6 protein-coding genes are annotated in these 12,732 nt (G+C 70.5%); 4 read left to right on the top strand and 2 right to left on the bottom strand.

What is annotated here, in order from left to right:
- Window positions 1-211: 211 nt before the first annotated feature.
- On the top strand, window positions 212-2,686 hold the full coding sequence (locus ACIBO2_RS36750; protein ID WP_397302970.1) for a hypothetical protein: 2,475 nt from the start codon (window positions 212-214) through the stop codon (window positions 2,684-2,686).
- Window positions 2,687-2,729: 43 nt separating this feature from the next.
- Window positions 2,730-3,698 (top strand): C39 family peptidase, encoded by a 969-nt coding sequence (locus tag ACIBO2_RS36745; protein ID WP_358545028.1) that lies wholly within the window; start codon window positions 2,730-2,732, stop codon window positions 3,696-3,698.
- 95 nt (window positions 3,699-3,793) lie between these two features.
- On the opposite strand, the gene ACIBO2_RS36740 is transcribed toward ACIBO2_RS36745, so the two are convergent.
- The gene (locus tag ACIBO2_RS36740) at window positions 3,794-6,574 is read right to left on the bottom strand and encodes a GNAT family N-acetyltransferase (RefSeq protein ID WP_397302968.1); all 2,781 of its coding nucleotides are present in this window, start codon (window positions 6,572-6,574) and stop codon (window positions 3,794-3,796) included.
- 169 nt (window positions 6,575-6,743) lie between these two features.
- Between ACIBO2_RS36740 and ACIBO2_RS36735 the strand changes: the two genes are divergently transcribed.
- A complete protein-coding gene (locus ACIBO2_RS36735) occupies window positions 6,744-7,634 on the top strand; it encodes a carbohydrate kinase family protein (protein WP_397302965.1) in 891 nt (296 codons plus the stop codon).
- 87 nt (window positions 7,635-7,721) lie between these two features.
- Window positions 7,722-10,499 (top strand): ABC transporter substrate-binding protein, encoded by a 2,778-nt coding sequence (locus ACIBO2_RS36730; protein ID WP_397302962.1) that lies wholly within the window; start codon window positions 7,722-7,724, stop codon window positions 10,497-10,499.
- A 60-nt stretch (window positions 10,500-10,559) separates the two neighbouring features.
- On the opposite strand, the gene ACIBO2_RS36725 is transcribed toward ACIBO2_RS36730, so the two are convergent.
- The gene (locus ACIBO2_RS36725; RefSeq protein ID WP_358545022.1) at window positions 10,560-12,647 is read right to left on the bottom strand and encodes an ATP-dependent DNA helicase RecQ; all 2,088 of its coding nucleotides are present in this window, start codon (window positions 12,645-12,647) and stop codon (window positions 10,560-10,562) included.
- Between the last annotated feature and the right edge of the window lie 85 nt (window positions 12,648-12,732).

Raw genomic sequence — 12,732 nt, 5'->3', positions numbered from 1 at the left:
ATTGACGAGGCGTGCGCCAAAAGTTACGGTCAGGGCCGAAACTGAGCAGAATCGAACAGCTCGCTGGAGGTACGGACATGCCGCGATCCCCTCTGGTAACCCTGGCCGGGTTCATCCCACGCTTGTCGTCACCGCCACCACCTGAGGCCGGCGACCGAAACCCGGCCGGGCTCAGGCCCGATGAGCGCCGTCTCGCCGTGAAGGGGACATTATGAGGCGCCTGCTGGCAGGGGCGCTGTCGACGGCTCTGCTGACGGCGCTGCTCACCGTCCCGCTCGCGCCGGCGCAGGCCGCCGACCTGCGGATCGTCAACGGCGGTTTCGACGACGGACTGACCGGGTGGAGCGGATCGCACAGCCCGGGCGGTGTCACGGCCGTGACCTGGGACGGCCGCAGCACGGCGCGCGTCGCCGACACCGAGCCGGGCAACGCGTACGGCAGGGAGAGCCAGCCCGGCCTGCCCGCCACCGCGGGTACGCGCTACACCGCCTATGCCCAGGTCTGGGCCGACAGCGGTAGCGCCGAGCTGTACCTGCGCTTCAGGGGAACCTCGGGCCAGCTCCTCGGCAGCGCGAACGCCTCGGTCACGGGCAAGCGGTGGAACGGCGTCACGGCCTCCGGCGTCGCGCCCGCCGGCACGGCCACGGTCTCGGCGCTCATCTACTCGGGCGTCGCCAATGTGGGCACCGCCTACTGGGACGAGGTGCTGATCACCAAGGACACGACCGATCTCGGCGTGCAACTCGAGAGCAGCGTGCCCAACGCCACCACGTTCGCGGGCGGCGACGCGTACGCGATCTACACCGGCACCGCGGACGCCAACCCGCAGCTCGCGGAGATCGACCTGGCCACCGAGAAGGTGACCAAGAAGATCACGATCCCGGACAGCGCCGCCACGCCCACGGTCGGCGGCTGGGCGGCGACCACGGCCACCGACGGCAGCGTCTACCTCGGCACCTACCCCAACTCCAAGCTCTACCGGCACGTCCCCGGCCAGGCGATGGTGACCGACCTCGGCAGGGCGGAGGGCGGCTACTCCTTCATCTGGGACCTGGAGGCGGGAGCGGGCGGGAAGGTGTATGGGGGCACGTACAACGACGGCCGCTACTTCAAGTACGACAACGGCGCCTTCACCACGATCGGCAGCTTGCCCATCGTGGCCGGTGCGCAGTACGTGCGCAGCCTCGCCCACGACCCGGTCGCCAACGCCACCTACCTGGGCACGGGGACGAACGCCGCGCTGGTCAGGTTCGACAACGTCACCGGGCGGACCGACAGCCTCCTGCCCGCCGCCTACGCGCACAACTCCATGGTGGGCGGCCTCACCTGGACCGGAGGCAGGCTGTTCGCCTGGATCGACCGTACGCTGCTCGTCCTGCAGATCATCAAGAACGCCGACGGCTCCTACCGGGCCGTCACCGACGCCACGATCACCGATGTGGACCTGCACCACTCACCGGCCGCCGACGGCAAGGTCTGGCTGGTCAAGGACGGCCTGCTGCAGTCCTATGACTTGGCCGCCAAGGCCGTGCGGGCGACGACCGTACAGCCCGGCTTGGACGTCACTGGCTACACCTGGGTGGACGGCACGCTCATCGGTCTCGGCGCGGCCGGCGACGGCACCAGGATCTTCAAGTACGCGCCCGCGACCGGTCAGTGGAGCAGCCGGGTCGTCGGCGGCACCCCGGTCCTGCCCGCCGCGATCAACGCGCTCGGCGCCGGTCCCGACGGGCAGATCTACACCGGCGGCTACCTGACGGGTGGCACCGGCGTCTACGACCCGCTGCGCGGCGACGCCGACGACGGCAGCCCGGACACGCCCACCCGTACCGGACTCAGCCAGACCGACAGCCTGCTGGCCCACGACGGGCGGCTCTACATCGGCGCCTACCCCTCGGCCAAGCTCTACAGCTATGACCCGGCGGGGCCGTGGCCGCCCACTCTCAAGTACACCGGCGGCGCGGTGGGCGACAAGGCCGACGACTGCGAGCCGGGTAACGGGCCGCCGCCGCAGGACCGCCCGTACGCGCTGGCCGGCGGCCCCGACGGCACGGTGTACATGGGCACGGTGCCCAAGTACGGCAAACGCAGCGGCGCGCTCACCATCTGGAAGGAAGGCACGGCGGGCCGGACCGTGTGCGTGGTGCGGGACCAGGCCGTCGTCTCGCTGGCCTACGCGGGCGGCAAGGTGTTCGGCGGCACCTCCACGCGCGGGGCGCTGGGCGTCGACCCCGTCTACGCCCCGGGAGCCTCGGCCACCCTGTTCTCCTACGATCCCGCGACCGGCGCCGTACGCACCCACCCGCTGCCGTTGACCGCGCCCAAGGCCGTCACGGCCCTCACCGAGGTGGACGGCGGGCTCTGGGGCCTGGCCGGTGGGTCGCTGTTCACACTCGACCCGGCCAGCCCCGACGCGATCACCGTGAAAAGGCTGTTCGCCGACCCCGACTACACCGCCAAACCCAGCCTGGCCTGGCGCGACGGGGTCCTGCTGACCGTGGACAAGGATCCGGGCGGTGTGTACGGCACCTCAGGCGACCAGCTCTTCCGGATCGACAGGTCGACCAAGGCCATGACCGTGCTGCTGACCGACCCGGGGATGGAAGGGCTGACGGCCGACCGGTTCGGCAACCTCTATTACAAGATCAACGAGCGGCTGCACAGGCTCACGGTGACGGCGCCGTAACCGATCTCCCCCTGCACCACGTCCCAGAGAAGGACTTGAGTCCGTGAAAAGACTGCTTTCGGCGCTACTCTCGCTGCTGGCAGGCGTGGCACTCGCGGTGGTCGCCGTGCCCGCCCTCCCAGCCCAGGCCGGAATCTGGCACGAGTATCCGTCCGCGGCCAACAGAACCTGCAATGACACCGAGTCGTACAACGGCACCGCCTACCAGGTGTGCCTGGAGTTCAACGACCCTCGTACGCAGGTACGCGCGGTGGCCTTCATCAACCCGGGCGCGTACACCAACTTCCAGGTCAACCTGACGCTGAAGTTCGGCGGTGGCGGCCCGACCATCTCCGATTCGTGCCCGACGATGACCACGAACGCCAGCCGGGCCTGCTACACCGCGTTCACTGATCTCAGACGTCCCTATGTCGTCGCCGACGCCACCTTCGGTATCGCCGGATCCTGGCGGCCGACCGTCCGGGCCCTGGACATGAGACTCTCGCTCAAGCAGCAGGAGAAGGCGAACTGGTGCGGGCCCGCCGCCGTGCAGATGACGCTCGCCACGATGGGCTACTCGGCTCCGCCGCAGGCCGAACTGGCTGACAAGCTGGGCACCGACGAGGCGATCTACGGCATCACCTGGCCGGGACGGATCCCCGGCGTCATCAACCAATACCTGTCGGCCGCCGACTGGCAGTACTCGTTCGAAGGGCTGGACGTCAGCATCGACCAGACCCGCAAGATCGTCTTCAACCGGATCATCACCTCCCTGTCCCGCGGCAATCCAGTGATGATCATCGTGAAACCCGGCGCGTTGCCGTGGAACAACCAGGCCTCTCTCTTGCGGCACTACCTCGTCATTCACGGGTACGGCGGCTTTTACGCCGACGGGTCCTTCTATCCCACGACGTTCAAGGTCGCCGACCCGGCGGACGCGAGCGAACACTCCATCGACGCGTTGAACCTCGTCCTGGACAACGCGGGCACGGCGTGGAACTGGATCGACAACGTCGCGATCGTGCACGGCTGACCAAGCGCTTGTCCGCCCTCGGCTCGCCGAGGGCGGCGGACGGTTTCGGGGAGGTCGACGGCCCGTCCGCCTCCCCGAAGGCCGAGCAGGGACGATCAGGCCAGCCTGCGGGGACCGCCGTCCGGGCGGGGGCCCGGTGGGGTGCGGATCGTGGCGCGGGCGCCCAGGATGATGACGCCCTCCCGGCCCACCAGCACCTGGTCGAGCTCGAGGCGGGCCACCTCCGGCAGGTCGTTGGCCAGGCGGCCCACCCTGACCAGGAGGTCCTCCAGGGCGTCGACCGCCACGGGCGGGTAGCCGTACTCGCCGAACAGCAGCGGGGCCCCGCGGACCGAACGCACCAACCCGGCGGCGTCCTCCCCCGCGAGTGGTGCGAGCCGGAAGCCCTGGTCGAGGAGGAGTCGCGCCGTCACCTCGCCCAGCCCGAACGACACGACGGGGCCGAACGCCGGGTTCTCGGTGACACTCACCACGGTCGGTACGGCAGGCTGCGGCGCCATCCGCTGGACCGCCAGCTCCACGTCCTCGCCGAACTGGGCGACGAACTCGGCGTGGGCATGCCGCACGCTGTCCGGCCCCGCGAGCCCGAGGCGTACGGTCCCGGCCCGGCGGGCGGCCTCGGCGCCGGCCACCTTGAGCACCACCGGCCAGCCCAGCCGTTCGGCGGCCACCACCGCCTCGTCCGGGGATCGCACCACCTCGGCCGGCCAGACGCTCAGCCCGTAGCAGGCGAGCAACTCGGCGACATCGGCCGCGTCGGCCTCGACCGGCGGCCCGGGCTCGGCGAAGAAGCTCCGCGCGGACGCGGAAGACGCGGAAGACGCGGAAGCAGAAGCAGCGGCGTCGGAGGCGGAAGACGCTGAAGCGGACGCCGCAGAAGCGGGGGCCGTGGATACGGAAGCCGCGTCATCGGTGGGGGCAGTAGCGGTGGTGGCCTGGTGGAGGGCGTGGTGGATCAGTGTGCGGGCGCGGTGGGGGTCGATGTCCGGGAGTTCGGGGGGCGGTAGAGACGGCCGGGCGCGCCATCTCGCGTAGCGGACCACGTACTCCAGTGCCCTGACCGCCTCCTCCGGCGCCGCGTACGAGGGAATGGACCCCCGCGAGGGCACCGAGCCCACCAGCAGGTCGGGGTGCATGCCGAGATGCCCCTGGAAGGTGGCGAGCACCGGCTTGGCCGAGCCTTGAGACACCCGCAGGAGTTCGGCCGCGACCGCTGAGTCCTCGCCGGGGATCGGCGGCATGTAGATCACCACCACCGCGTCCACCGACGGCGAGTCGAGCCGGTCCGCGAGGGCCGTACCGAAGGCGGCGGCCCCGGCGCTCGCCCCCAGGTTGACCGGTGGCAGGGGCTCCAGGCCCGCGGCGACGCAGGCGTCGGCGGCGAGCAGGCCCAGGGCGTCGGAGTTGGTGACCAGCCCGACCCGAGGACCGGCGGGCAGCGGCTGATAGGCCAGGAGCTGACCCACGTCGAACAGCTGGATGAGGTCGTCCACCCGGATCAGCCCCGCCTGCGAGAACAGCGAGCTGATCGCCGAGTCGGGCAGCCCGAGTGCCTCGGCGGAGTGACCGGCAGGCGTGCCGCCGCTCTTGACGACCACGATCGGCTTGCTGCGGGCCAGGCGCCTGGCCAGGCGGGTGAACTTACGTGGATTGCCCAGTGACTCCAGGTAGAGCAGGATCACCTCGGTCGAGGCGTCCTCCTCCCAGTATTGGAGCAGGTCGTTGCCCGACACGTCGGCCCGGTTACCCGCCGACACGAACGACGAGATGCCCATCCCCCGCTGCGCCACCCGCTGGAGCAGGGCGGTGCCGAGCGCGCCCGACTGGCTGAAGAAGCCGACCCGCCCCCGGCCCGGCAAGGTCGCGGCGAGTGTGGCGTTGAGCTTGACGGCCGGGTCTGTGTTGGCGATGCCGAGGCAGTTGGGCCCGACCACGCGCAGGCCGTACGCGCGCGCGATGCGGGCCAGTTCGTCCTGCCGCTCACGGCCCTCGGCGCCCGTCTCGCCGAACCCGGAGGAGACCACGACCAGCCCGTGTACGCCCTTCTCCGCGCATTCCTTGACCACCTCGATGACGCCGGAGGCGGGCACGGCCACCACGGCCAGGTCCACCTGGTCGTCGATGGCGCCCACGCTCGGATAGGCGCGTACGCCCGCCATGGCGCGTACCTCACGGTGAACCGGATAGACGGGACCGCTGAAGTCGGCGGCGAGCAGGTTGCGCAGCACGGTGTGACCGACTCCGCCCGGCTCGCGCGAGGCGCCGATGACCGCCACCGAGCCGGGCGCGAGCAGGCGGGCGATGGACCTGGCCTCGGCGCGGTGTTCGCGGGCGGTCGTCACCCCGGTCGAGGTCTCCGTGGGGGTGAGGTCGAGCGTCATGCGGACGACACCGTCGGCGAAGGAGCTCTCAGCCGTGTATCCGGCCTGGCGCAGGACGCCCATCATCTTCATGTTGGCCGGGAGCACGTCGGCGACGAATCGCTCGATGCCGCGCTCGCGGGCCGTGGCGGCCAGGTGCTCCAGCAGCACCGAGGCCACTCCCCTGCCCTGGTGGGCGTCCTCGACGAGGAAGGCCACCTCGCCCTCACCGGGCCCTGTCTTGTCGTAGCGGATCACGGCCACCATCTCGGTGCCGATGGTGGCGATCAGCGCGACCCTGTCGACGTAGTCGACGGTGGTGAACCACGAGACCTCCTTGTCGGAGAGCCGTGGCCTGGGGCCGAAGAACCGGAAATAGATGGATTCGTCGGAGAGGCGGGAGTAGAAGGCGCGCAGTCTGTCGGCGTCGGCGGGCTTGATGGGACGCACATGGGCGGTGCCGCCGTCCGCCAGGACGACGTCGGCCTCCCAGTGAGCCGGGTACGGAGCCTCCACAGTCCCGAGCGTAGACCCGCGTCCCGAATGCCACGTCCGGCAGGGCCTATTGGGCAACGCTTGTGCATCGACTGCCCCCCTGTGTCCGGGGTCCGCCCCACGGGTAGGCCGGAAGCTGTTAGTTTTGCCGTGGCCAGGCTCGTTCTGAAGGCAGCAAGGTGGTGGCATCATGACGCGGGTCGTCGTGGTGGGCGATCTCATGACCGACGCGGTCGCTCGCGCCCGTTATGCGCTCGCCAGGGCGAGCGACACTCCGGCGATCGTGACGATGCACGGCGGTGGATCAGGGGCGAACATCGCTTCCTGGCTGGCCGTCGAGGGTGCCGAGGTGGCCTTCATTGGCCGCCGGGGCGCCGACATCACCGGTCGCAACCGTGACATGGAGCTGATGGGTTACGGGGTCGATGCCCGGCTTGTCATGGATCCTGAGCGGCCGACCGGCACCTGCGTGGTGCTCGTCACGCACAAGGGCGAGCGGACCATGCTCTCCGACCCGGGTGCCAACGCGGCGCTCTCGCCGGAGGATCTGCCGCGCGACCTGTTCGGCGGCGGTCATCTGCATCTGTCCGGCTACACCCTGATCAATGAGGGGTCCCGCGACGCGGGGCTGGCCGCGCTCGACATGGCTCGCCGGTCCGGGATGTCCATCTCGGTCGACTGCTCGTCGTCCGCGCCGTTGGAGCGTACGGGGGCGGAGCCGTTCCTGGAGTGGACCAACGGGGTCAAGCTGCTGTTCGCCAACGTCGATCAGGCGAAGGTGCTGACCGGCCGCGACGATCCCGAGGCCGCGGCCAAGGTGCTCACCGCCTGGTTCCCCCAGGTCGTGATCAAGATGAACGACGAGGGCGCGCTCTGGTTCGGCAACAGCCGATCCGAGCCGGTCCGGGTCGACGCCGAGCCGGTCGAGCGGATCGTCGACGGCACGGGAGCGGGTGACGCGTTCTGCGCCGGGTTCCTGCCGCCGTGGCTGGAGGGCAAGCCGGCGTCCGAGGCGCTGACGGCCGGCTGCCACCTGGCGGCACAGGCGATTGTTCATCTGGGAGCGCGCCCGCGCCTCTAGTGCGATCTTTCCGGCGCCCTTTATCGTAAGAGTCCTTATCGTACGTTTTTCTCGCAAGAGCCCTCGATAAGGACGATAAGGAGCCGGATGCTGGGCGTGCGTCCGTTACGGCCAGGCGACCCCGTGTCGGTTGGCTCCTATCAGGTCACCGGGTTCCTCGGCGAGGGCGGCCAGGGCAGCGTCTACCTGGGGACCTCCCCGAGCGGCGAGCGGGTGGCGATCAAGCTGCTGCACGCCAGGTTCGCCGACGACGAGCAGGCCGTACGACGTTTCCGGCGCGAGGCTGAGGCCGCCCGGCGGGTGGCGGAGTTCTGTACGGCTCGGGTGCTCGAAGTGGGCGCCGTCAACGACCAGCCGTACATCGTCGGCGAGTACGTGGACGGCCCGTCGCTGCAGCGCCAGGTGTCCGGGGAAGGCCCGCTGCGGGGCCAAGCGCTGGTACGGCTGGCCATCGCGACCGCCACCGCGCTGGCCGCGATCCACCGGGCCGGGGTGATGCACCGCGACTTCAAGCCGAGCAACGTGCTGCTGGCTCCCGACGGGCCCCGGGTGATCGACTTCGGCATCGCGCGGGCGCTGGACGTGAGCCAGAGCCTGACGACCAGCGTGGTGGGCACGCCCGCGTACATGGCGCCGGAGCAGTTCCACGGCGAGCCGTCACCGGCCAGCGACGTGTTCGCGTGGGCCGGGACGATGGTGTACGCGGCCACGGGGCACAGCGCGTTCGGGTTCGGGGCGCTGCCGGTGGTGATGCATCGGATCCTGAGCATGGATCCGGACCTTTCGGGAGTGCCGGAGCCGCTCGGGGCGCTGCTGTGGACGGCGCTGGGCAAGGATCCCCGGCGGCGGCCGACGGCGGAGCAGGTGCTGGGAGAACTCATCCGAACGAGCGCCCCACCTCCACCGCCACCGGCCACGGCCTACCCACAGGCCGCACCACCTGCGGCGGCCTACCCAGGGGCCGCACCCCCGGCCGGGCCGCACGGGAGTTCCGGGCCTCAGGCGCCTGGTGGGCTTCGCTGGGACTCCGGCCCTCATGTGCCTGGGCCGTACCCGCGACCCACGGATCCCGGCGGTGTCACGCCCGTGACCGCACCCGGCGTCCGGCGGCGCGGTGTGCTGGTGTCGGTGGGGGCGGTGGCCACGGCGCTCGTGGTGGGCCTCGCGGCGTGGATCTTCATCCGCAACCTCCCTGAGACGGGACCGAATGGCGGACCGACAACCCCGGCCACGACAGGGCCCACCGGCTTCGACGCGGCGGTCGCGGCGGTCGCCAACCCGTCCACCAAGACCGGCGGCACACTCCACCTGGCCTCGGCCTACAGCCTGGACTCCTCCGACCCGGGCAACACTTACTACCCCGACGCCATGAACGCCATCCGCCTCTACGGCCGTTCGCTGATGATGTTCAAGCCCGTGCCCGGCCAGGCCGGTACCCAGCTCGTTCCCGACCTGGCCGAGTCCCTGGGGCAGGCGAGCGACGGCGGGAAGACGTGGACCTACCGGCTGCGCGACGGCGTGAAATTCCAGGACGGCACGCGGATCACCGCGGCGGACGTGAAGTACGCGGTGCTGCGGAGCATGGACAAGGCCACCTTGAGCAACGGCCCCACCTACTTCGACACCATGCTCGACCTGCCCGCCGGTTACAACGGGCCGTACAAGTCGCCCACCGCGAACACGGACTCGGCCATCCAGACGCCGGACGACCGCACGATCGTGTTCCATCTCAAGCAGCCGTACGGCGCCTTCGACAACCTCGCCCAGTTGCCCGAGACCGTCCCCGTGCCCAAGGCCAAGGACACCGCCGCCAAGTATCGGTACGCGGTGGTCTCGTCGGGACCGTACAAGTTCGAGAGCGCGACGGACAACAAGATCGTCCTGGTCCGCAACCCGAACTGGGACCCGGCGACCGACCCGAACCGCAAGGCCCTCCCGGACCGGTACGAGCTCCAATTCGAGCTGGCCGCGGCCGACGCGAGCGCCAAAGTGCTGAACGGCGAGGCGGAGGTCGGCTCGCCGATCGCGACCTTGGACTCGACCAAGATCTACGACAACCCCACGTACAAGAGCCGCGCCGACGCCCCTGTCGGCTCCCGGATCCGCTATCTGGCGATCGATCCGCAGGTACCGCCGTTCGACCAGGTCGACTGCCGCCGCGCGGTGATCCGCGCCCTGGACCTGGCGACGATCAACCGGGCCTCCGTCGGCGGGCTGAACCAGGGCGGCCAGATACCGACCTCGCTCGTACCACCGCTGATCCCCGGCACGCACGCGCCCCTGCCCGGCCTCTCTGCGTCCGGCGACACGACCGCCGCCAAGGAGTCACTCGCCGCCTGCGGCAAGCCCGGCGGGTTCAGCACCACCTACATCTACCGTGACACCTTCGGGGAGTCCGCCGCCGCGCAGGCCGTGCAGGCGTCACTGGCCAAGGTCGGCATCAAGGTGCAGCTGCGGGGCTACCCGATCGCGGACTTCCACGCGAAGTACGGTGGCAATCCCGAATATCTCAAGAAGGCGGGTGTCGGCCTGATCGCCAGGGCGTGGGCGCCCGACTGGCCGGACGTGGAGACGTTCGTCTCCCCGCTGGCCGACAGCAGGGAGATCTTGGAGAAGGGTAACTCGATCAACGTGAACGTCCGCCTGCCCGCGCTCGACGCCCTCATCGACACGGCCAAGCGCGAACTCGACGCCACCACGCGCGCCCGGCGCTGGAACGAGGTCGAGCAGAAGATCGCCGACGAGGCCGTGCTGGTGCCGCTCTCCTGGGAGCGATCACTGCTCGTACGCGGCCTGAAGGCGACCAACGTGCACGTCAGCCCGGCCTACGGCGGCTACGACCTGGTGACGATGGGCGTCAGCTGACTGGCGCCCTGGCGACCTTGAGTATCAGCTGAGCGTCACCACGGCCCTGGCGTTGAGTGTCTAGCTGACCGTCGCCAGGGCGAGCGGCAGCACGGCCGGGGCGCCCGCGTGGCGGACGAGCGCGGCGGCGAGCGTCATCGTCCAGCCGGTGTCGATGCGATCGTCGATCAGCAGGACCGGACCACCGCACGCCGCCACGGCGGCGCCGACCTCCTTCGGCATGGCCAGCGTCGCCCTGACCGCCTGAACCCGCTTGGCGCTGTTGAACTGCTTGCCCGGCGAGCCGTCGCGGTAGCCGAGCTCGCCCAGGTAGGTCAGCCGCCCGACCTGCGCCAGTCGCTCGGCGAAGCCGCGCACGAGCAGAGGCCGCGACGTGGACGGCACGTTGACCACGGCGACGGGCCGCTCCCGCCAGTCCCAGGCGGACAGCACCTGGATCACGGCCTTGAACATGTCGTCGGCCATCGGCCCGTCGGCGCCGTTGAACAGCTCGCGCAGCCGGTTGCCCCAGCCGATGTCGGTGAGCCGCCCGAGTGCCCGGCCCGGCTCGGCACCGAGCTCCGGCTTGATGCGGCCGGACAGGTCGGCCAGGCCGGTCGGCCACTGCCTGCGCGCGTCGATCTCGACGCCGGGCCTGGTCAGCCGCTCGCGGGCGCCCGCCACGGCCTGTTCGGCGATCTGCGGCGAACGGTGCTCGCCGGTGCAGTTGTCGCATCTGCCGCACGGGCCGGCCGTCTCGTCGTCGAGGTGGCCGCGCAGGTAGCGTTCGCGGCATTCGGTCGTGGTCAGGTAGCCGAGCATGGCCTCCTGCTCGGCCTTGCGCTCGCCGGCGATGCGGGCGTAACGCTCGGCGTCGTAGTCCCACGGCTCACCGGTCGCCTCCCAGCCGCCCTTGACCCTGTGGACGGCGCCGTCGACGTCGAGGACTTTGAGCATCATCTCCAGCCGGCTCCGGCTGAGGTCGACGGCCGACTCCAGCGCGGGGGTGGAGAGCACGCCCCGCTCTTCGAGCGCCTGGAGCGTGGCCCGCACCACCGGCTCGGGCGGGAACGCCAGTGAGGCGAAATAAGCCCAGATATCGCGGTCTTCGGTGCCGGGCAGCAGGATCACCTCGGCGCGTTCGACGCCACGCCCGGCCCGGCCGACCTGCTGGTAGTAGGCGACGGGCGACTGCGGCGCCCCCACGTGGACGACGAACCCGAGATCGGGCTTGTCGAAGCCCATCCCGAGCGCGCTCGTCGCCACCAGCGCCTTGATCTTGTTGTTGAGCAGCGCCTCCTCGGCGGCCAGCCGCTCGGCGGGATCGGTCTGCCCGGAATAGGAGGCCACCTCATATCCCTGGTCACGCAGGTATCCGGCGATCTCGTGGGCCGCGGCCACGGTCAGCGTGTAGATGATCCCGGAGCCGGGCAGCTCGCGCAGCGCCTGGGACAGCCACGCCAGCCGCTGCTCGGCGGTCGGCAGCCGCACGACGCTCAGGTGCAGGCTCTCCCGCTCCAGCGGCCCCCGCAGGACCAGCGTGCCCTCGCCCATCTGCTCGGCCACGTCCCGCGTGACCCGCGCGTTGGCGGTGGCGGTGGTGGCGAGCACCGGGATGCCCGGCGGCAGCTCGTTGAACAGCGTGGCGAGCCTGCGGTAGTCGGGCCGGAAGTCGTGTCCCCAGTCGGAGATGCAGTGCGCCTCGTCGACCACCACCAGGCCGGCGCTCTCGGCCAGCTCGGGCAGCACGTTGTCGCGGAAGTCGGGGTTGTTGAGCCGCTCGGGGCTGACCAGCAGCACGTCGATCTCCCCGTCGGCCACCTGCCCGTAGATCTCCTCCCACGCCTCGGGGTTGGCCGAGTTGATGGTGACGGCCCGGATCCCGGCCCGCTCGGCGGCGGCGATCTGGTTGCGCATCAGGGCGAGCAGCGGCGAGACGATCACGGTGGGCCCGTCGCCGAGCTCGCGCAGCAGGGCGGTTGCCACGAAGTAGACGGCCGACTTGCCCCAGCCGGTGCGCTGGACGACGAGGCACCGCCGCCGGTCGATGACCAGCGCCTCGATGGCGGCCCACTGGTCATCGCGCAGCCGAGCGTGCTCACCGGCGAGCGCTCGCAACCGGCTCTCGGCCTCTTCACGCAGCATCTCGGCGTCTGGGGCGTCAATCATGTCGTCCTTGTTACCAGCTCCCACCGACCATTGGTGCATTGTTGCGGTCCAGACAACCTCTTTCATCCGTTACGGCAAGCCGCAC

This window comes from Nonomuraea sp. NPDC050022 (assembly GCF_044460705.1).
Classification (GTDB): Bacteria; Actinomycetota; Actinomycetes; order Streptosporangiales; family Streptosporangiaceae; genus Nonomuraea.
The sequence above is the reverse complement of the archived record's forward strand: the minus strand, read 5'-3'. Positions and strand labels throughout refer to the sequence as shown.

Bases quoted from the DNA above. Each gene is read 5' to 3' on its own strand.
- ACIBO2_RS36750 (WP_397302970.1), top strand. From the start codon at position 212: ATGAGGCGCCTGCTGGCAGGGGCGCTGTCGACGGCTCTGCTGACGGCG.
- ACIBO2_RS36735 (WP_397302965.1), top strand. From the start codon at position 6,744: ATGACGCGGGTCGTCGTGGTGGGCGATCTCATGACCGACGCGGTCGCT.
- ACIBO2_RS36730 (WP_397302962.1), top strand. From the start codon at position 7,722: ATGCTGGGCGTGCGTCCGTTACGGCCAGGCGACCCCGTGTCGGTTGGC.
- ACIBO2_RS36725 (WP_358545022.1), bottom strand. From the start codon at position 12,647: ATGATTGACGCCCCAGACGCCGAGATGCTGCGTGAAGAGGCCGAGAGC.